Source organism: Rothia nasisuis (assembly GCF_928381405.1).
Taxonomy (GTDB): domain Bacteria; phylum Actinomycetota; class Actinomycetes; order Actinomycetales; family Micrococcaceae; genus Rothia; species Rothia nasisuis.
Map to the genome: position 1 here is coordinate 219,901 of NZ_CAKMSB010000004.1, position 21,483 is coordinate 241,383.

At 57.7% G+C, this 21,483-nt stretch carries 13 protein-coding genes; 5 read left to right on the forward strand and 8 right to left on the reverse strand.

The window, feature by feature from the left end:
- The first annotated feature begins 14 nt into the window (after positions 1 to 14).
- From L6966_RS05375 to L6966_RS05390, 4 genes are all read left to right on the forward strand, one after another.
- Positions 15 to 1,778 carry a 5-oxoprolinase subunit B/C family protein gene (locus tag L6966_RS05375; protein WP_237233033.1) on the forward strand — a complete coding sequence of 588 codons (1,764 nt, stop codon included), beginning with the start codon at positions 15 to 17 and terminating at the stop codon, positions 1,776 to 1,778.
- A 5-nt stretch (positions 1,779 to 1,783) separates the two neighbouring features.
- Positions 1,784 to 3,592, forward strand: a complete 1,809-nt coding sequence (locus tag L6966_RS05380) for an acetyl/propionyl/methylcrotonyl-CoA carboxylase subunit alpha (protein ID WP_237233034.1) — start codon at positions 1,784 to 1,786, stop codon at positions 3,590 to 3,592.
- 176 nt (positions 3,593 to 3,768) lie between these two features.
- Positions 3,769 to 4,578 carry a hypothetical protein gene (locus tag L6966_RS05385; RefSeq protein WP_237233035.1) on the forward strand — a complete coding sequence of 270 codons (810 nt, stop codon included), beginning with the start codon at positions 3,769 to 3,771 and terminating at the stop codon, positions 4,576 to 4,578.
- Between the two features lie 118 nt (positions 4,579 to 4,696).
- Complete coding sequence (locus L6966_RS05390) at positions 4,697 to 5,422, forward strand: GntR family transcriptional regulator (RefSeq protein WP_237233036.1); 726 nt, start codon at positions 4,697 to 4,699, stop codon at positions 5,420 to 5,422.
- 91 nt (positions 5,423 to 5,513) lie between these two features.
- On the opposite strand, the gene L6966_RS05395 is transcribed toward L6966_RS05390, so the two are convergent.
- The 6 genes from L6966_RS05395 to L6966_RS05420 all read right to left on the reverse strand — a co-directional run bounded on the left by L6966_RS05395 (position 5,514) and on the right by L6966_RS05420 (position 18,136).
- On the reverse strand, positions 5,514 to 6,917 hold the full coding sequence (locus L6966_RS05395; protein WP_237225126.1) for an MFS transporter: 1,404 nt from the start codon (positions 6,915 to 6,917) through the stop codon (positions 5,514 to 5,516).
- Entirely contained in the window at positions 6,895 to 14,058 is a 7,164-nt protein-coding gene (locus tag L6966_RS05400; RefSeq protein WP_237233037.1) for an amino acid adenylation domain-containing protein, read from the reverse strand. The genes L6966_RS05395 and L6966_RS05400 overlap by 23 nt, the downstream gene beginning before the upstream one ends.
- A gap of 105 nt (positions 14,059 to 14,163) precedes the next feature.
- Positions 14,164 to 15,204 carry a Fe2+-enterobactin ABC transporter substrate-binding protein gene (gene fepB, locus L6966_RS05405; RefSeq protein ID WP_237225121.1) on the reverse strand — a complete coding sequence of 347 codons (1,041 nt, stop codon included), beginning with the start codon at positions 15,202 to 15,204 and terminating at the stop codon, positions 14,164 to 14,166.
- Between the two features lie 15 nt (positions 15,205 to 15,219).
- Positions 15,220 to 16,038 carry an ABC transporter ATP-binding protein gene (locus tag L6966_RS05410; RefSeq protein ID WP_237225120.1) on the reverse strand — a complete coding sequence of 273 codons (819 nt, stop codon included), beginning with the start codon at positions 16,036 to 16,038 and terminating at the stop codon, positions 15,220 to 15,222.
- Positions 16,022 to 17,098 (reverse strand): FecCD family ABC transporter permease, encoded by a 1,077-nt coding sequence (locus L6966_RS05415; protein WP_237233038.1) that lies wholly within the window; start codon positions 17,096 to 17,098, stop codon positions 16,022 to 16,024. Before L6966_RS05415 ends, L6966_RS05410 begins: the two co-directional genes overlap by 17 nt.
- A 3-nt stretch (positions 17,099 to 17,101) precedes the next feature.
- Positions 17,102 to 18,136, reverse strand: coding sequence for a FecCD family ABC transporter permease (locus L6966_RS05420; protein ID WP_237225119.1), 1,035 nt, complete (start codon positions 18,134 to 18,136; stop codon positions 17,102 to 17,104).
- A 116-nt stretch (positions 18,137 to 18,252) separates the two neighbouring features.
- Here L6966_RS05420 and L6966_RS05425 point away from each other — a divergent pair, with 116 nt between their 5' ends.
- Positions 18,253 to 19,506, forward strand: a complete 1,254-nt coding sequence (locus L6966_RS05425) for an alpha/beta hydrolase (RefSeq protein WP_237225118.1) — start codon at positions 18,253 to 18,255, stop codon at positions 19,504 to 19,506.
- Here the strand turns inward: L6966_RS05425 and L6966_RS05430 are convergent.
- Positions 19,496 to 19,723: an acyl carrier protein gene (locus L6966_RS05430; RefSeq protein WP_083092402.1), complete on the reverse strand. Its 228-nt coding sequence runs from the start codon at positions 19,721 to 19,723 to the stop codon at positions 19,496 to 19,498. The genes L6966_RS05425 and L6966_RS05430 overlap by 11 nt on opposite strands.
- Positions 19,720 to 21,420 carry a (2,3-dihydroxybenzoyl)adenylate synthase gene (locus L6966_RS05435; protein ID WP_237225117.1) on the reverse strand — a complete coding sequence of 567 codons (1,701 nt, stop codon included), beginning with the start codon at positions 21,418 to 21,420 and terminating at the stop codon, positions 19,720 to 19,722. Before L6966_RS05435 ends, L6966_RS05430 begins: the two co-directional genes overlap by 4 nt.
- Between the last annotated feature and the right edge of the window lie 63 nt (positions 21,421 to 21,483).

Genomic DNA, 21,483 nt, shown 5'->3' on the forward strand with positions numbered 1-21,483 from the left:
AGAGAGGCGAGACCATGCACCCCACGCACAGCACCGATATCTACACGGTCAAACCCTTCGGCCCCCTAGCGACTCTGGTTAACTGCAGTACTCTCGAAAATGCCCTACACCTGCACGAGTACCTACAAATCCACCCCGCCGCTGGCCAAACTGAGCTCGTTCCTGCCGCGCAGACCGTCCTGGTGCGGTTTGAGACCCCAGCCCACACTGCGTCCTTTCTAACGGCCCCCCACCTACCCGAGGTGTCCGGCGGCGTGCGCGCACACGGCCGCACCGCCACCATCCCTGTGGTCTACGACGGTCAGGATCTCGCGGACGTCGCCGCCCACCTGGACATCAGCGAGCAGGCTGTTATCTACGCCCACACGACCGGGCGCTGGTCGGTGGCCTTTGCGGGGTTCGCACCCGGTTTCTTCTATCTGCACCGGCACGATAATGTACTGGAGGTTCCGCGACGGGCCACCCCGCGCACCTCCGTCCCCGCCGGGGCGGTGGGCCTGGCCGGTGATTTTTCGGGTATCTACCCGCGTTCTTCACCCGGCGGCTGGCAGCTGATCGGTCGCACCAATGCGCCCCTCTGGGACCTCGCTCAAAATCCGCCCGCCCTGCTGAAGCCGGGTATGCAGGTGCAGTTCGAGGCGGTGCGCGAGCTCATTACAGCTGGTCAGGTAGGGGTTCAGGACGCCCCCGCCCCGGCCAGCCAGCCCCGGGCAGGTTCGCACCCGGTAAGATCTAGGCAGGCGGACGCCCCCACAACAGTTCCCCGTGAGGTGTTGGAAGTCAAGAGCCCGGGCCTGCTGACCCTCTTCCAGGACGGGGGACGAGCCGGACTAACCCACTGGGGCGTCTCCCCCTCTGGGCCTGCGGACCGGGCTGCGGCAGCTGAAGCTAACCGTTTGGTCGGTAATTCGGCGAGTGCCACCGTACTCGAAAACCTCGCTGGCGGGCTGAAGCTGACCGCCCTAGCCGATGTGGCGCTGGCCCTGACCGGGGCAGATACCCCGGCGCAGATTACCGAGGACGCCCCCGGGCAGGTTACAGACCCTGCAGAGGATTCAGCCCCGGCGGCAGTGGCACCCCTGACTGTGCCCTCCTATACCCCCTTTGCCCTAAAGCCCGGCCAGACGCTCACCCTGGGGGCACCGATCCGGGGCTTGCGCACCTATATCGCGGTACGCGGAGGGTTTGCGGCTGCTACCGAGGCGGCGAGCGCCTCCCGAGATACCCTGGCTGGCCTGGGGCCGGCCCCGCTGTCTGCCGGCGATCGTCTGTATCGGGCCCGGGCGGGCTCTACTGTGGTTGCTACCCCCTCCCCCGCTCTGCCCCTGCCGGAGCCGGGCAAAGTGCTGAAAATCCGTACCTATGCTGGGCCGCGGGAGGACTGGTTTACCCCCGAATCCCTGGGCAGGTTTACCAATGTGACCTGGGAAGTTTCCCAGTCCAGTGACCGCATTGGGATCAGGCTCCTGTTGGCAGCCACCCCCGCCGACGGGTCTGCAGCCCCCCAGCCCACCGGCGTCCTCACCCGGGCCATCACCCGCGAGCTGCCCAGCGAGGGCATGGTGGCCGGGGCTGTTCAGGTGCCTCCCAGCGGAGAGCCGGTTGTCTTTATGGCTGATCACCCGGTGACCGGCGGCTACCCCGTCATTGCGACGGTTCACCCTGCTGACCTGCGCTTACTGGCCCAGGCCCCGCCCGGTACCCGCCTGCGGTTTGACCTCCTGAACTTCCCCGATTGCACCCCTGCCCGCCCCCGCCCCTCCGAGACCGAAAAGTGAGCCCCATGCGTAAAGTTTTAGTTGCTAACCGTGGCGAGATTGCCGTCCGTATTATTGGCGCCTGCGCCGCCCAGGGTATCGCCTCGGTGGCGGTTTACGCCGATTCGGACGCCGAAGCCCTGCACACCGCCCTGGCCGATGAGGCCTACGCCCTGGAGGGCACCGGCCCGGCGGAAACCTACCTGGATATTGAGAAGGTGCTGGCGGTTGCGGTGGCCTCGGGGGCTACCGATGTTCACCCCGGCTACGGTTTTTTGGCGGAAAACGCCGACTTTGCCCGTGCCGTGATCGCTGCGGGGCTGACCTGGATTGGCCCGGCCCCTGAGACTATCGAGGCCCTGGGCGATAAGGTCAAGGCCCGGGAGCTGGCCCAGTCGGTGGGGGCTCCGCTGGCACCCGGGTCGGACGGCCCCGTCGCCTCCCCCGAAGAGGCCCGCGCCTTTGCCCAGGAGCACGGCCTGCCCTCCATTATCAAGGCTGCCCACGGCGGCGGCGGGCGCGGTATGCGTATCGTGCGGGAGCTGGGCGAGGTTGAGGACGCCTTCGTCGCAGCTTCGCGGGAGGCTGTAGCTGCTTTCGGCAACGGGGAGTGCTTCATTGAGCGTTTCCTAGAGAAGCCCCGCCATGTGGAGGCTCAGGTGGCAGCTGATTCCCACGGCAATGTGGTGGTGGTGGGCACCCGCGACTGCTCTCTGCAGCGCCGTAATCAGAAGCTGATTGAGGAGGCCCCTGCCCCCTTCCTCACCGAAGAGCAGCGGGCCCAGATTGAGCGGGCGTCCGCTGAGATTTTCCGGGCTGCCGGGTATGTGGGTGTGGGTACCGCCGAGTTTATGGTGGCCCTTGATGGCACCATTTCCTTCCTGGAGGTCAATACCCGCATTCAGGTGGAGCACCCGGTGACTGAGGAGGTCACCGGAGTTGATCTGGTGGCTCTGCAGCTTGATATCGCGGCGGGCAGGCCCCTGCCCTTTACTGAGACTCCTGAGCCGGTTGGCCATGCCTTTGAGTTCCGCATCAATGCTGAGGACCCGGCCCGGGGCTTCCTGCCCGCAGCTGGCCGTCTTGAGTCCATCACCGTGCCCTCTGGCCCTGGGATCCGCTGGGATGCCGGGGTGCGCCCGGGCTCTGTGGTCAGCGGCGAGTTTGATTCTATGCTGGCCAAGCTGATTGTCACCGGACCCACCCGCCAGGTAGCCCTGCGCCGGGCCCGTTTCGCCCTGGCCCAGATGGACATCGCCGGGGTTGCAACTGTGCTGCCCTTTGACCGGCAGGTGCTTGAAGCACCAGCTTTTACCGCTGAGGGCGGAGACTTCGGGGTCTACACCACCTGGATTGAGGACGCCTTCCTCCCCTCCCTTGCCCAGGGCAAGGACGCCGCCACCGGGGCTTCCGGTGCCGAGGCTGGGGGCGGGGCGCAGGCGTCCTACCATCAGCCCCTGCTGCCGGTGGGTGCTAGCGTTTTCCCGGGCACCGGCATCACCCGCTTCACCCTGGAAATTGACGGCACCCCGCACCGGGTGGGCCTGCCTGATTCGGTTTTTGCAGCCCTGGGGTCCGGTGCGGACGCGCCCACCCCCGCGAGCGGGCAGGAGCAGGCAGGTGCCGGGCAGCTACTAGCCCCTATGGGTGGGGCCCTGCTCAAGTACACCGTAGCTGTGGGCGATGAGGTTGCCGCAGGGGATCAGGTAGCCCTGCTAGAGGCCATGAAGACCGAGGTTCCGGTGCTGGCTGAAACCGCAGGCACCGTGGCTGAGCTCCCCGCCCAGGTAGGTAAGCGCCTGACCGCGGGCGAGGTGCTGGTGGTTTTTGAATAAAAGAAGTCCCCGCATTCATGAGCGAATGCGGGGATTTAAACTTCATTCAAAAATACCTGGGTCACTTTTAGTACCAACACAATAAGTTGGCGGCCCGGTTTCTGTTTATAGCCTACGCGCACGCCGTAGGAGAATCAATAGAACATATTTTCTAAGATGCAGGTTACTATCTATACATGACCTACCCTTTTGAAGCTCATATGGCTCCTGCCCGATTTGCTTCCTACGCTTCATGGAGCCCGAATAGAGAGGCACAGAGAGCGCTTTATCTGTGGAATATCGAGTTGGCCCAGGCCCTCAATACAACGTTAGGTCATGTTGAAGTTTTCTTGAGACACGCTATCGACACCCAGCTACGCACCTGGAATTTACAGCAACCACGCTTAGACCCCATGTCAGAAGTTCCCCCTCGTGATCCCAGGCATCGGTACGGTGGAGCTAGCGAAGAGTGGCTAAAGCACCCGGCCAAAGAATTAGCCACACTTATCATCACCGGGCGAGGTAGAAAAACTTCCCCTTACGATACGGCCTACCAGCGAGCTGTTGCTGACCAAAGCAACCGAATTGCCACCCACCCCAGATACGGTCACACGGTTAACTACGACGACATTCTTGCTCATACAACTCTGGGGCTTTGGGGGCGCCTCTTACCCGATGCGAGATATAGGACTGACCCTTCCAATCCAAGGTATCTGAGCCGCGACAAGCAGAGAATACGCGATGCGCAGATTAAACTCTGGAATGAAAGTATCAAAAATGCCTTTCCTCACCAGAACGCCTATCCGTATCTCATCTCCCATCGAGTCAACCAGGTAAGTACTGCTCGAAACCGCATAGCTCATCAAGAAAGCCTGCTCAACGTTGATGTTAAGAAGGTTTTCCGCTCCGCTGTCCGCCTTACTCAAGCTATCGATCCAGCCCTTGGAAGCTGGGTAGCTGGCACTTCTCGCGTTATGCAGGTCTACGCTAATAAACCCTATGGATAGCAGGTCTTGTCACGATGAGTGCCCGCGCCACGTCAGCGAACTTCTGCACCTACCCGCATCCCCAGGTGCGGGGTTGGGCGCTTAACTGCCGTGGGTTCTTGCTCGGTAGAATGAAACCGTGAACCCCGAGACTACCAACCTTGATGTCGTCCCGTCTTTAGCTGATATTGCCCGCACCCGGCCGAATCATGCTCAAACTACCGATTGGGCTGCCGATACTCTGCGTACCGCCATGGACGCCGGTGCCCTTACCCCCGGCTCCAAGCTCACCGAGGAGCACCTGGCAGCTACTTTGGGGGTCTCCCGCAACACCCTGCGGGCAGCTTTCACCCTGTTGGAGGCCCAGAACCTGGTTGAGCGCGTTCCTAACCGGGGTGTTTTTGTAGCTAACCCAGGCCCGGAGCAGGTCACCGATCTCTTTATCGAGCGGTGGGCTATTCAGGCTGCTGCCCTCGACGTGGCACCGGCAGGTCCTATCCCCCAGGCCCATCGGGCTCTAACTCGTGCTGAGGAGGCCCGGGAGCGCGGGTCGGTCACGGGCATGGCGGGCGCTAACCAGGATTTTCACCGGGCCCTGGTCGATAGCGCCGGCTCTGCCCGCCTGACCCAGGCAATGTCACGCATCCTAGCTGAAATGCGCCTGCTCTTCTTTTCTCAGGTGACAGTGCCGGCTTTTCACGCCCCCTATGTGGAGCGCAACGCCCACCTCTTGGATCTGGTTGAGTCTGGCCAGCGGGAGGCAGCCCGCACCTACCTGCGTGATTACCTAGGTGAGTCCCGTAGCTACTTCACGCAGGGGGCGGGTTGCGGGGCAGAAAGAGGCGGCCCACAGGGCCCTGCGTAGCTACCCGCTAGCCTAGAGCGATAGGCTCCTGCAACAGCACGCGGAAGTCTGAATTCTTCTCGGAAAAGCACCTGCCCAACTTCTCCTGGCCTTAGGCGGTCTCGGAGGTTGCCCCGTCCCACAGGGAGGCTGGCACTTTGGCAGTAAGGGCAAGGCTGAAACACCAAAGGGTAAGTAGCAGGAGGCTCACCAGCCACACCCCGGTCGTACTGGGCAGGTGGTGCCAGGTGATTACTACGCTCACCAGCACCACACCCCAGGCGCTCAGTATCGTTTTGATCATCATGAAGAGCGTGGTGCTTTCGTCCATGGAGTCTGGGGGTATATCGAGAAAGGCAGCGGCTTGGGCGATGAGCACCGGCTGGCTTAGGAAGAGGCTAAAACAGAACATCGCTAGGGCAAACACCAGGCCAGGGTGGGGTAGGTGGGCAATAATTACGGTGATGAGTGCCGCACCTACATAACCCAAAATCATAAGTTTGCGGGTGCCTAGAAACTTCTTTAAGGGAATCATGAGCTGCCCGCCAACGAGCAATCCCAGAGTTTCGGGGAACATCATCAGGCCGATTGTCTGCGTATCTATCCCACGCGCTGCGAGAAGAACCGGAACAAAAAATAAGAAGCCGGTCAGAGCTGCAAAACTGATACCCACCGATACCGTGGCAGAGCGGAACATCCTAGAGGTGAAAGCGCCAACCGCCAGCGCCGGGTACGGGCGCTTTTGCGCGCGTTTCCAGCTGTAGAACATCAGGGCTCCCGCGAGGAGGGTGAGCACAGTGAGCGCCAGGTAGGTCAGAGGGGAGCTTGCTCTGCTGGTAGCGTTCGCAATTGCTACCGGTAACAGGGCGAGACCCACCGTTGATATAAGGACGAGAACGAGACCCACCCTGTCAATCTTAAGAGCCGTAGCGGTCTGGTCTGGGGCCTCTGGTTTCATGCAGAAACAGGCCGCCAGAAATACCCCCATGCTGAAAGCGGCAAGAAGGGTGAAGATAGAGCGCCAGCCCATGTGTTGGGCCATAATCCCACCAAGAACCGGCCCAAGCATAGGGGCTATAGTAAGCGGGATGAGGGTCAGACGAGAAATTCTCAGGCGGTCAGCACCCGTGGCGTTTCGATACATCATGGCAAGCCCCACGGGCACAAGTACACCCGAACTCACACCCTGGATAATCCGCCCTGCAAGAAGCATCCAGACGCTGTTAGCTATTCCTGATAGGAGCAGCCCTATGCCGAGCCCGGCGAGGAAGATACGAAAAACTCGGGCGGCACCCAGCCTAGCTCCCAACCATCCAGCAAGGGGAAGGACGGCTGCGGAAGCGATGAGAAAGGCCCACTCTACTCCGCTCAAATCAGCAGGGGTGACCTTGAAGGTTGCTGCCATCAGCGGGAGCACCGGTACGACCACGGTGCCGTCAAACCCGTTGATAGACATGGCACAGAGATAGATGATGATATGTGTCAGGGGGATGTTAGCGCCCTGGTGCTGCTTCATTGTTGGTCACCTTAGCTACGATCCGGGCGGCGATGGTTGAGATAGGTAGAGCCTGCGTCATCTCACGGTGAGTGCAGTCAATGGGGTACACGGTGAGCGAACCCTTGATGAACCTGTCCCATTCATGGGGGTCATGATCGGGGCCAACGCCAGCACGGGTAGCCTGGAAGAAGAGAACGTCCGCCGCAAGAGCCGGGTGGGCGTACTCTCTCAAGATTTTTGCGGTATTGCGGTATGTGAGGGTGAGCGCCTCAATAATTTCTGCGGGAAGGCCTGCCATCGGTGAGGCGTGTTCTTTGAGGGCACCTTGCAGTGCAGCTAGGGTGAAGTCCCCCGCGAGGACTTCATCTTCTAGTCCAGACATCGCGAGCACCGCTGAGACGGCGTCCTCTAACGGGGGCTCACCTACGCCCGTTTCGGCTTCAGACGGGTAGGCATCCAGAAGTGCTACAACACCCAGGTCTAGTCCGGCCGTGAGGGCACGGTGGGCAAGGACCTGGGCGACCATACCACCCAGGGACCACCCGATGATATGGATGGGGCCACCGGGGTGCACCCGGCGAATTTCATTGAGGTAGTCCTCTGCCATATCTGCAAGGGAGCCGGGCTGTTGACCGGGTTCCAGGACGCCGCGTGCTTGTAGCCCCCAGATGGGGATGGCAGCGGGGACGTGTTGGGTGAGGGAAGAGTAGCACCAGGACAGTCCACCAGCGGGGTGAAGACAGTAGATGGCACCGTAGGGAGAGGGGCCTTCTGAGCGTTGGAGGGGAATAAGCACCTGTAGGTCCTCTTTAGTACCCGTGGCATCGCGCTCTAAGGCGTCAGCCAGTAGCTCAATCGAAGGAGAACGCATCACTGTGCCCACACGCAGGCTGTGGCCGGTAGCTTTTTCTATAGCGGCAACTAGTTCGACTGCCAGCATAGAATGGCCCCCCAGGTCGAAGAAAGAGTCTTCGACGGAGCAACTCTCAATGCCCAGCACTTGAGTGAAGCAGCTGTGTAGCTGGCCTTCTAGCTCGCTACCTGGCGGGCGGGCGCCGCTGGTCTTCAAGAGGGGGAGGGGGAGGGCGTCAACGTCCAGCTTGCCGTTGACAGTCAGGGGTAGTTTTTCCATGAAGATAATCGAGGAGGGCACCATGTAGGCGGGTAGGATTGCTGCGAGATATTTTCGCACAGCGGCCGAATCCGCCTGTTCGGTAGAAGGTACAACCATGTAGAGCAGCAGCCTTTTATCTCTTTCACTGCGGCCGATAACCCGGGCAAAGCTGTCCTGTGCGGCAGGGTAGCTCAGTGCGGCTGTTTCTACCTCACCCAGTTCGATACGGAACCCGCGTAACTGAACCTGGCGATCTGCGCGTCCTCTGAAATCAAGGGTCCCGTCAGGGAGCCGAACTGCGAGGTCACCTGACCGGTACATTTTGGGGGCACCGGTAATTTTGAGCCCGTTGTGGGGTAGGGTTGCGAGCGCTGCACGGGCGAAGGGGTCATCGACAAATTTCTGGGCGGTGAGGTCTTCACGCCCCCAATAGCCCTGGGCAAGGCCTGCACCGCCAACACAGATTTCACCGGTGATACCGTCGGGGACGGGGTGCCCGCCCTCGTCAAGCAGGTAAACCGAGAGATCTGGTATGGGTTCACCTACGGGGCTGGTGCCGCTACTTGTTTCGGTGACCACCTGGTAGGTAACGTGCACCGTTGTCTCAGTAATTCCATACATATTGATGACCTGGCATTCGGTGGACGGGTGGTTCTGCTGCCAGCGGTGCACCATAGGCAGGTCCATTGCTTCACCTCCCAGCACAACGGCTCTCAAGGAGGGCAGATCTAAGGGTGTCTGCTCGTCGAGGATAACCAACTGGCTAAAAGCGGATGGTGTCTGGTTCAGAATAGTGACGTTTTCGCGGCTAAGGAGCTGGCCAAATTCTTGGGGGCTCCTGCTAAGGTCGTGGGGCACCAATACTAGGGAGCCGCCAGTGAGCAGTGCACCGAACATTTCCCACACCGCAAAGTCGAAGGCATAGGAATGGAAGAGCGCCCAGGTATCAACGGGCGAAGCGCCAAACCAGTGGTCGGTTGAGGCCAGCAGGCGCAGGACGTTGCGCTGGGGGATTACTACGCCCTTGGGGCGGCCGGTAGAGCCTGAGGTAAAGATGATGTAAGCGGGGGTGTCTGCTGTAATCTTAGGCGCTTCGAGGCCCCCGTGGCAGGGGCTAATCTTTTCGAGGTCAACGAGGGCACAATGATCGATCAGTTGCGAATCGAGCTCCTGTAGCACAGGTGCCCGATGATGCAGAATTGCCGAGACCTCAGCGTCCTGCAGAATGATGCTTAGACGTGATAAGGGGTATTCCGGGTCTAGGGGGACATAGGTCACCCCAGCCCGCACGGCTCCTATGACAGCAGCAATCTGCTGGCTTGACCGTGGCACCAGGAGCGCCACGCGGTTGCCGGGACCTAGGCCCTGTGACCACAGATAGTCGCGCACCAGTCTGGACTGGTCGTCCAGTTGACGGTAGGTCACCTCTTTACGAGCGCCGTCGGGCTGGACGTCGATGAGCGCGCGGCGGTCTGCATGTTGCGTCAGCAACTTTTCGAGGTGTTCACTCAGAGAGCGGTCGTCTGCTAAAGCTGCCGCCCCGGTCAGTTCATCGGTATTTTGTTCGTGTTGCTGTAACCGGTAAGTCAGCATGCGCTGGGCCTCCCGATGGGCGCTGTGCACACCTGCCTGGTCGAGAGGCCGGTCCCAGAGTTTTATATCGGGCTTTTTTAGGGTTACTTCTACCAGTTCGAGTAGCCATCGCAGTATTCTCTGGGCGGTTTCTGCATCAAAAATATCCGTAGCGTATTCAAGGCGCACTTCTCGTGTCTCAGCCTCACTGCCAGTATGCACGGTTGAGAATTCAAAGGTCAGATCGAACTTTGAGGTGCCCGTACCCACGGTGTAAGGGGTCACGCTGTGGCCGGGGGTAATCTGCCAGGCTTCCTGCTCAATATTTTGTTCTATCACCATCACTTGAAAGAGGGGGTGGTAGGCGGTTGAGCGCACCGGGTTCACCGCGTTAACTACCTCGTCAAAGGGCACGTGGGCGTGGGCCAGCAGCTGGGTGGTGTTCATTTTAATACGCTGGATGAGCTCCTCAAAGCGCGGGTTACCAGAAGTATCTACCCTGGTGAGTACCGTGTTAGCTGCAAAAGTGATTGCAGCTTCTTCCTGCGGGGTAGACCGGTTAGCTATCACGGTACCCAGTGCAATATCATTTCCTGCCCCGCAACGGGTGAGCAGCATAGAGGTAAAGCCCTGGAGGAGCATAAAAGGGGTGGCTCCCAGGTTCTGGGCTTGTTGTTTTAGCAAGGATGCCAGCTCTACCGGCATTCTCGCTCGGACTTCACCGCCGCTGTGGTTACGTTCTTGAGGGCGCGGGCGATCGCTGGGCAAATCCAGAACGGCGGGTAGGGCTTGGGCGTATTTCTTCCACCATTGCAGATCTTCCTCTGTTGTGTTTGCCACCTCCGGTGTTGCTGAAAGGGGTAGTACTTCGGTCAGCCTTGAGTCTGTTGCGTGCTGTGCATAAGCCCGGGCAAAGATGCGGGTGAAGGCAGAAAGCGCCCATCCGTCCACCGCGATATGGTGAAAAATCAGAATGAGCCGGGCAGCGGCCCCGGCACTGCTCACGAAAGCCTGGAGAGGTAGGTCTTGCGATACGTCGATGACTACGCCAAGACGGTTCACTTGCTCCCGAGCATCTGTTAGATACTCCACGGGGTGCACTCTGAAGCGCCGCCGAATATCGGCCGCGTCTAGCCGGTGTAGACGGACTTCTCCCTGCTGGTCGATACGGTACAGTGAACCCAGCGAGGGGTAGCTTTGCAGTACATCCAGCAAAGCGTGTTCGCACCGTTCTTGGTCAAAGTCTTGAGCGGGGATATCAAAAATAAGGGGGACGGTATACAGGGCTGAGGCCCCTTCAGCCCGATCAATAAACCAGATGCGTTTCTGCGCACTTGTCAGAACTTCATCGCTCTTAGAGGGCAGGGAAGTTTTTTCTTGCGCTACCCCTAGCAACTGTGGTGGGTTCTCAGCGCAGAGGGCTCCCACCGATGCCACACTGGAATCGGCAAAGAGGTGGGTAAGGTTCACCCCTGTGTATCCGAGGTCGTGTAACTGACTGACCGTGCGCATGGCACTCAGTGAGTTACCGCCCAGAGAGAAGAGGGTGGTTTCAGAAGAAACGTGGTCTAGGGGTACCGATGTGCATTCCGCGTATATTTCGGCCACTAGATGTTCCTCTACGCTCAACTCGGCTCCCTTTCGGCCCGTGTGACCGAGAGCGCCCGGGGCCGGTAACCGGGAGCGATCAACCTTGCCTCTGTCGGTCAGAGGCAGGGAGGTAAGCGGTACGAGAACAGCAGGGACGTGAGCTACTGGCAGGGAATCCATCAGACGATGGCGTAGCTCATCCGAGAAAGCTGGATTTTGGTATTCTGGCTCCACGACGACGTACCCCACCAGGCGTTCCCCAGCGCCGTCGTCTCGCACCAGTACAACTGCTTGGGCCACCTCAGGTTGTGCACACAGCGCAAGCTCAACCTCCTGCCCCTCAATGCGCACCCCGTTCAAAGACAGTTGGCTATCGATCCGCCCGAGAAGCGTGTACCTACCGTCATGCTCTTCCCTCACCAAGTCACCGCTACGGTACATACTCCCGGCATCAGTTTCAATAAATCGAGCTGCGGTTTCTTCAGGCAGATCAAGGTAGCCCGCTGACACAGAAGCACCGCCAAGCCATAGTTCACCGGGGAACCCCACAGGGCAGGCCTGCCCCCATGAGGTGGTCACCAGAGCGAACTGCCGGGGTGACGAAGTACCGATAGTGGGCTGCTCGTAATCGGCAATCACAGCAAAGGTGGCCTCAACGGTATTCTCAGTGGGACCGTAAGAGTTGATAGCGTTGAGGTGCGGGCGGGTGTGCAGGTAGTCCCATAAACTTTCAGGGCAGGCATCCCCGCCGATAATAATTGTTGAGGGGCCAGGTTTACCCTGGTCGCATTCAAGACCTACACACAATAGCTCTTGCAGCATCACCGGTGAAATGTCTATACCATCAATGCAGTGCCCCAAGAGGTAGTCTCGGTGCGCCCTGGGGTCTCTCAGAGTATTTGTATCAGGCAGGTAGAGCGCATGGCCCAGCATGAAGAAACCCAGGGGGCTCAGCGACGAGTCGAAGGCAAAAGAATGTTCGTGAACGAACCGATGGGGGCGTTGCTGCCCAGAGGCAGCATAGACTCTAGGTAGGTATTCTTCTGCAAGGGTACGCACGTAGTTTTCTAGATTTCGGTAACGCACCATCACCCCTTTAGGGGTCCCGGTTGTACCCGAGGTGAAGAGGATGTAGGCAATGTCGTCGGGGCGGGGCTCTGCGAGTTCACCTGTGCTCTGCAAAGTGTAGTTAGCGAGAGCCTGTTGTACATGGTAGTTATCGAGAGTAATGACGGTTTTTACTTGACTCAAGAACTCCTGACACCCGTATTTATCAACGGTATTTTGCAAAGTGAGCACTATATCTGGCTGGACTTGTTCCACCAGGTCGCGCACACGGTTTTTAGGCCAGCTCGTATCGCAAGGGATGAAGGTATGCCCGCTGTAGAGAGCCGCTAAGGGCGCTATAACTGCCCAGATGCTACGCTCCAAAAGTAATAGGACTCTTTTCTGCGGTGTAGTCGCGGCACCGAGCAAACGGGCCAAAGCCACAATGTATCGCTGCACTTGGTCACCGGTGAGTACCCGGTCAGGAGCGTAAAGTACCGGGGTTTTACCTTTAAATCGCTCCAGAAAACGAGATAGGTAGTGCATCTCGTCTGTGGTCTCCGCCGGGACTTGCGGCAACCGGTCGGTCAGGCTTAGGCTGCTGAGTGCACGGCTATCTGTATACCGGCGCTGACTCAGCACACCACGGTAGAGCCGTTCAAATACTTTGGCGTAGGCCGTCAAGACCTGAGGCTGGCAACTCCCCCTGGGAGCAACTAATGTCACTTCATGCCCCCGGCCGGCAGTAGCGCGCACATCAACGGTTAAGATGTCAGTGGGACCATCCCACAGTGGCTCTGCCTTTCCCACCGCTTGCCCAAAGGAAAGTTCAGTATTAAAGGGAACAATATTAAGGGAAATATCGGCAAAAGGTAGATGGGCGGCCATAGCCCGGTCACGGCGAATGTGCTCCTTCCGGTACCCCTGGTACGCGCTCATTAACCTCCACTGATTCTGCACGTTCTGAAGGCTCTCTGCTACCGATACGTCTGGTGCGAACTTGACGCGCATGGGGAGCTCGTTCTGCACGGTGCAAGCAGTCTGCGCCAGTGCCGCAGTGGTTCGTGCCGCCATGTGCACACCAATCACTACTTCGTCTTTACGGTTTGCTGCCTGGGCAAGCAAACCTGTAGCTAAAGCAAGGTGCGCGGGCGAGAGAGTCTCGTGGTACATTCCAGCAGGCTCACGCACACTCGCGTAGCTTTCACGAGCTGCGGCAAGAGGTAGGGTGTCTTCGGTCGGTTTCTGAGAGGCCCAGTAGTCGCGGGCTTCTGCACTCGCTCCAGACAAAGCGTCCTGCAAGGCTTGCCTGTAGCTCGCAACATGATCGGTAGCAGCTATAGGTGGTTCTTGCCCACCGATGAGAGCCTCGTAGGTTTCTGAAATGTGTTGCGCCACTACCGCAAATCCATACCCATCTAAAGCAATGTGGTGAACGCGCAAAAACCAGCAAAACTCCTCTGCTCCTACATGGAACAGAAAGGCGTGAGAAACCAGGCTCTCGCAGTCATCAAAGGGGCTTTGTAGCGCCTGCTGGATCACAGCATCTACTTCGGCCTCAGGGTCTCCATGCTCTCGCAGGTTGTAGAGGACGCACCGTGCGGGCTTCCCTACCACTGTATGCGGGAACTCGTCCCCTCCCCTGTCAAGTCGCAAACGCAAGGCGGGTAGGGAGGCCAAAACCAGGTCAGCGGCTTGGCACCAGGCATCAGGGTTAAGCGGGCCGCGCACCCGTATCATTTCAGCAACCCCATATACCGCAGGATCATCTAGTTGTTGCTGTGAAAGCCATATCGCCTGTTGAGCTTCTGTCATAGGGAAACGCAGAGTATTCATAGAAAACGTGCATCCTTGCCATAGTCGAGGGCAAAAGGGAAAACCAGGCGGTGTGGGAGCAAGGGGAGCCTTACCCCAGCACCGCCTGGTTATTCTTGGGGGAGGCTAGCTCTGAGAGAAGGTTTCTTCGAGTGAGTCAAGCATGATTTGTGCAGAGTAGTAATCCAGGCGGAAGGTCTCACCGGGGGTGGTGTAGATCTTTCCAGCTGTCACGGCCGCTGATGTGCTGAAGGCCTGTTCGTTTTCTAGTGCTTCACGGGCCGTGTCGTCGGCAGCAACCGCGATCCAGTTCTCACCCAGTAGGCCTTTCTGGACGTTTTCTAGTGACAGGTTCACGATATCTTTTCGGTCTGCCCCCATGGACGTATCGCCCTTCACCTCATCGGGGATTTCAGCCATGGTGAAGCCTAGAGAGGTGAGAAGCTGAACTTGAGGGGCGTCCTCAGTCAGCGCCGCGGCACCTGAGCCGTCACCAAAGATGATGAAGGCTGATGTGGTACCTTCAGGTACTTCGATAGCGTTTTTTACTTCTTCAACCCGCTGGTCATAGTCAGAGATTACTTTCTCAGCATTTTCCTCGTAGCCGGTTGCCTCAGCGATTTTACGGGTCACCTCTTGCCAGGAGGCACCGGAGTAATCAATCACAAGTACAGGAGCGATTTTACGTAGTTGGTCTACGCTATCCATCACTGAATCACCGCTGTTCTTTGATACAACGATGAGATCTGGTGCGTACTCAGCAACTTTCTCAAGGTTAGGTGAGCTATTTTCGTAGAGCTTTTCGACCCCTGCTGCCTTGGCTTCTTCACTCCACTGGGTAAAGAAACCTTGGTCATCGCTTAGTTCAGGGACGTTGGGCGCTGTCGCAGCAGAGGCGACTACCGGGGCACCTACTGCCAGTAGACTACCCGTCAATGTGGTTGAGGTTGAAACGATTTTCTGGGGCTGTGCTTCAAGGGTCAGTTCACCGTCATCCGTTTGGATGGTCCGCGGCCACTGGTCGGTTGACCCGCTTACCACGCTCGGTGAGCTACCGGAAGAAGCTGAGTCACCTGCTGACGAGCACCCGGTAGCGGTGAGTCCAAGTAGGGTAGCCATAAAGGCAATGATGAGAAACCGTAGGCGGTGTATGAAGGGGGTCTTCATATGTTTCCTTTCAGATTAGGTGTTGGAAGAAGCCGGTGAGGTTGAGTAGCTCCCCGACTCGAGGGGTATGACTAGGGGCGTACCAGAGACCGGATCTTCGATAATTCTGGTGCGTAACCCAAAGACTTTCTCGACGGTGTCTTCTGTGACAACGTCATGCGCGGGGCCTTGAGCTAGCACCGCACCATCGTTCATTGCTATGAGGTGGGTAGCGTAGCGTACCGCCTGGTTGAGGTCGTGCAATACGGCCACGATGGTGCGGTTTTCTTCTCTGTGAAGTTTTTTGCACAGCTCAAGAATTTCAATCTGATGTCTCAGATCTAAAAATGTGGTGGGCTCATCGAGCAGAATAGTCTCGGTGTCTTGGGCGAGAACCATTGCAATCCAGACACGTTGCTGCTGGCCGCCGGAGAGTTCATCGATGTGCCGGTGTTGAAGTTCAGCGATTTTGGTGAGTTCCATGGCCTTTTCAACGGCAGCGTAGTCAGCGCTACTCCACTGCCGGATGATGCTTTGGTGGGGAGCACGCCCTCTTGCCACAAGATCTCGTACCACCATCTTTTCTGGGGCGATCGCGTTTTGTGAGAGGAACCCTACAGACCGGGCCACCTCTTTGCTTTTCAGCGAGTGTAGGTCGCGCTGGTCAAGCGTAATGGTGCCTTCAGTTGGTCTAATGATGCGGGCGAGCGATTTAAGAAGCGTTGACTTTCCGCAGGCGTTCGCTCCCACGATAACCGTAAATTCTTGTGCGGGTACTCTCAGCGTGAGGCCCTTGGAAATGACGCGTTGATCGTAGGCCAGGGTGACGTTATTGATTTCAAAGCGTGCGTGCACTGTTTTTTCTCGCTTCCATTACCAGAAGGGCCATGAAGTAAAAGCCGCCGACCGCTGCGGTCACAATGCCAACCGGTAGGTTTTCAAAAAGAGATTGACTCAGTAAATCTGCCCCCAGTAGGAGGAGGGCGCCGGTGAGACCCGATACTAAGAGTGGGGCGTTGGGTGTTTTGCTGATGCTACGTGCGATATGAGGGGCCAGCAGGGCGACGAATGAGATGGGCCCAGCGATGATGGTTGAAAAAGCAACGAGGGTGACGCCCAGGAGCACGAGCAGGCCCTGGCAGAGATTGAGGCGGACGCCTAGGACGGTGCTGAGTTCGGTTCCCAGCAACAGTAGGTCGAGAACGCGCTTAAAGAGCAGTGATGCGCATACAGTAACCCCAATACCAATCATGCAGGGGCCTGCCACCTCCCAGCTGACTTTGGCTAGGGTTCCGGTGACTGCTTTCATCGCACCATAAGCTGTGTCTGTGTCTGCCTGCACTATAAGCCAGCGGTTAACTGAACCCAACATCGAGCTGATGGCAACGCCGCAGAGAATAAGACGTAACCGCCCAAAACCGCCCTGGGCTGCAAGCAGGTAGATAATGAGGCCTGAGCTAAGACCTCCCAGCAAGGAAAACGTGGTGATAGACGCCAGTGAGCTACCCATAACGATGACGCCGACCAAGATGCCTGTTTGCGCGCCCATAGTAAAACCTATGAGGTCCGGGCTACCTAAAGGATTCTGAGTAATGGTTTGGAAGATGCTGCCAGATACACCTAGGGCGATACCTACTGTAATCGCAGCAAGTATTCTGGGTAGCCGCCACTCTATGACGATAAGTTCTTGCCCGGCGGTTGCTGCTCCTCTGAGCACCTCAATAACTTCACGGTGGGTTAGAGAGGATCCGCCGATTCCTGCGCCGTAAATTCCAAGCGCGATTACTAGCAGGGTCAGCGCTACAGCGAGCAGGGTAGGGCGACGATCTAGGAGGAGGCTGTATTCCCCTGCCCTCAGCCAAAAATGGCGGGCAGAACCTTTCTTTTTCATGTTCTGGGTGGAGGGTACAGTCATGGCTTACTTTGCGCCTTTCATGGTGAATACCAGGTAGAGCAAGACCGGGGAGCCCATAAAGGCAGTCAGCAAACCGACCTGCATCTCTGCCGGTCTCATGATGACTCGCCCCAACACGTCTGCGCTCAGTACCAGCACTGGGCCCATCACTGCGCACGCTGCGATAATCCAACCACGGCTCTCACCGATTAGAGCACCAGCGATGTAGGGGACCATCAAACCTACAAAGCTGATGGGCCCGGCAGCGGCTGTTGCAGTTGCGCACAGCAGGGTCAGAGCGACTAGAGAGCAGGTGCGTGTGAGCGCTATATTTGTTCCCAGAGAGGTCGCTATGTCATCGCCCAAAGCTAATGATGACAGCGCCGGGGCCATGAAGAGAATCAGGGTTAACCCCACGACGGTAGGCAACACCAGTGACCAGAGGGATACGTCGGTCCGTGTCAGCGCTCCTACGTCCCAAAACCGAAAAGCGTCGAAAACCTGAGGGTTGATAATGAGCAGGGCACTAATTACCCCGCCGCTGGCTGTTGAAAAGGCGATACCAGCAAGCACTAAGCGCAGAGGTGAGCCCGCTGTGATTCCGGTATGACCAATCAGGTAGACCAGGGCGCTGGCTGCAAGGGCTCCGAAGAAGGCTAAAAGGACCTGACTTGCGGTGCTGGTTGCAATCCCTACGGTTGCCCCTAAGACAATTGCTAGAGACGCCCCCGAATTAACGCCGAGTAGGCCCGGGTCTGCCAGGGGGTTGCGGGTAATAGCCTGCATGACGGCCCCAGCAACGGCTAGCGAGAGGCCAACCAAAATACCGATCAGCGTGCGGGTCTGGCGCATGCCGTTGATGATGTAGCTCTCATGTGATGCGTCTGGGTGCTGAAGATAGTGGATGACTTGGGTGAGGGGAATCGTTGAAGACCCCACCGCTAGGGACAGGGCAACGCAGCCCACCAGCAAGACACTGGATACAGCGATGACGAATATCCTTTTGGAGGTGGTGTGGCCCGCGAGATTGGGGTGACTATACATTTTGGGTGAGTACATTGAGGTGTGCTACCTGCCGAGTCACTAGAGATTAGGTTAAACAACATTGATATTTAGGATATCCTTAAATGTGTATTAGGCAAATCAAACTTTTGAATGTTAACGGTTGCTACGTAATGATTGATACCCACACAGGCCGCCGAACTCTCAACCTGACTGCGATTCAACAGACAGAGTTCTGCCCACCTACACCGGCTCGCAAGGACGCCCCCCACCACCTCCCCCAGCAGGTACGTGAGCTACTGCGCACTGCAGGTAGCCACCCACTATCGGGCTTCTATACCGAAGCCGTAGATACCCCAAACCAGCAGGCGCTGGTCATCGTTCTGAGCTGCTCAAGTGCAGACGAACAGGTAGTAGCGGTCTTTGACACCCTCACTCATATGCACAAACATGACCTGGGGCCTTTCATCCTTACCCGGCATCACATCGAAGGCAGAGCAGTGCACTACGGCAGGTTTGTGATAGACGCAAACCTGCGATGCACCCTAGAGAGTATTCGCACCACAGAGCAAGAGCTGGCGGGGATAGCCACCAGGGCTCAGTGGAAAGGTTTTTTTGGCCGGGCCCAGCCCCTCTACCCCTTACTAGACACAGGCCTTCGGCGCCAAGCCATCGTGGAACCCAGTGCTCTGGAGCTAGCAGACGCTTCAGCTCTCGCATTCCAGAGCTCCCACTCAGCCTTGCTGGCGGGGCTTGAGCCAGGCGAGTGCGTCCGGGTGGAGCTGTTCGCGCCCAATCGTGCGGATAAGCTACTCATCGTGTGTGATGGCCAGGTTTACTTGCAGAACTACCCGCTCTGGCCAGCGGTGTCGCACCTGAACCAGATTCTTTTTGCCTCGGCCCCCTGTGCGGTACTGTTTTTAGACCCCGCAGAGCAGCTTGAGCGAGACCGGTTCTTGGGGTGCGAAGGCTACCTGTCGCAGTGGCTCACTTCTACAGGGCTCCCCTGGGCAGGCACCCATATGCCCTTACCAGCAGCTGACCACTGTGTTATCGCTGGTAGCTCGCTCGGTGGCTTGGCCGCAGCGCAGACAGTCAAGAACATCCCGGGCACAGTTGCCAAAGCAGTTGTTCAGTCTGGATCCTTCTGGTGGCATAAGCAAGAGGCCCCTGGAGAAGAAGGGGAGGTACTTCAGCAGTGGCTTGAAGCCCCGCTATCACCCACCATCGAGATATTTCACGAGGTGGGGCATAACGAAGGCTATCTCTTGGGCTGGAACCTTACCTTTCACGAAGTTCTAACCGAGCGCACAGTCAACCATACCCACCGCATCTACAAGGGCGGTCACGATTACGCCTGTTGGCGGCAGGGCATTGTAGATGCACTCACTCACTTTTTTGCGAGCGCGAAACTTCCTAACGCATAAGTTCTCGCAGACCGTTCACCGTTGAATGAGCCAGGAAGGAGACGTAGTCGAGGCTGACGCCCTGGTCTTGGAGATCATCAATCAGCGCAAAGGCAGACATAGAATCGAGCCCCAGGGCAAAAAGATCTCTGTCTGGTTCATCGAAGGCAAGCGCCAAGTTTTCTGGTTCTTTTAGGTAGTGAGCTAGTAGGTGGCGCAGGGTTTCTTGCTGAGTCATTTGTTTTCTTTCTGGAAAAGTTCTTGTAAGGATGAGCGCAGGTCTCTACGTGAAATTTTTCCTATATTGGTCAAGGGGAGCTGGCCGATAGTCCTAAATTTTTCGGGGATTTTAAAGGTAGCCAGTCCGCAGTCAAGGAGGTGCTGACGCATCTCTTGCGCGGTGGGGTTCGGCCCTTTCTCTGCCACGGGCACCAGTACCATGGCTATGCGCTCACCGACCTTCTCATCAGGAAGGCCCAGTGCTACGGCATCGTGGATTCGGGGGTGCCGCACCGCGAGTTCTTCAAGTTCATCTACCGCAATTTTTTCTCCCGCACGATTAATCTGATCTTTGGCTCGGCCAGTGACTTCTAAGTACCCGTCGGAGTATTTTCGCACGATGTCTCCGGTACGGTAGTAGCCATCTACGGTAAAGCTTGATTGGTTAGCGTATTCTTCATCAAAATACTGGCGAATGGTATAGGGGCCTCGGGTGAGCAGGTGCCCGGGTGCCCCCTCTCCCACGGGAGCATCATGATCATCAACGATACGCACTTCGTCGTGGGGGCTGATGGGCTTCCCCTGTCTAGTAGCAACCAGGTCATCAGGGTCTTGGAGGTGGGTGTAGTTCACCAGCCCCTCGGCCATACCGAAGACCTGCTGCACCCTAACGTCCAAGTGCGACATGATGCTTCGGGCCACTGAGGGTAGCAGTTTGGCTCCGCCTACTTGCATGACCTGCAAGGACGAGAGATCGGGGCGGCGGCGCTGGGCAGAGGCAAGCCAGGCTTGAGCCAGGGGCGGAACCAGAGCCACTCTGGTGATTTTCTCGCTTTCAATGAGGGAGAAGGAGGTTTGAGGGCTGGGGTCTGCGGCTAGCACTACGGTTGCTCCAGCCTCCATTGCCCCCAGGAAACCGGGGGAACTCATGGTGAAATTATGGGCGCAGGGTAGCACAGTGAGAACCCTATCGTCGCCGGTAAGCTGACAGATTTTCACCGATTCACGCACACTGTAGAGGTAATCTGCGTGGCTACGTGGAATGAGCTTGGAGGTACCTGTGGTGCCCCCCGATAGCTGCAGGAGGGCAATGTGCTCACTCTTGTAGGCAGACTCAGTGTTCACTGCACCGGCAGGAAAATCTGGATCACCGTTTTTTGCTGGCGAGAGAGGCTGGGAAATATCAATAATCCGGGGAGGGGCTATACCGTCAGCCCGGAGTTCGTTCGAGTACGCATCATAGGCATCCTGGTAGGTTCCTTTTTCCGCGGTCGTTGAAAAAATATGTGCGGTGGGGCGGGCCTTCCGGGCAAAATGTAGTAGCTCATGGTGTCGGTGCTGAGGGAGGCAGAAGATAGGCAGGGCCCCTGCCCAGAAGATACCCAGGAGGTAGATTGGATATTCCACCGTGTTGCCCACCTGTAGTAGCACACCGTCACCGGGTTTCACTCCCTGTTCGATGAGGCGCTGGGCAGCCGCTTGCCCCTCCTGTTCGAGCTGGTGATAGGTGAGACGCACAAGCGCGTTACCCGGATTCTCGGTGGCAAGCTGTGCAGTATGGCCAACGACCGCCTCTCGATTCTTATGTTGGTGACATTTTTCTCGCAAAAATTCTGGGATGGTTTGATCTATCCAATACCCGAGGTCACGGTATAGGCGTGCAGTATCTGGCGGGTAGAGGGCCTTGATCCAGATTGTTGGGGCGGGCTTGGTCATGGAAACAACCTCGTACGGGATAAGCGATAACTATGAATCCATATACATAGTATAGGCTAACCT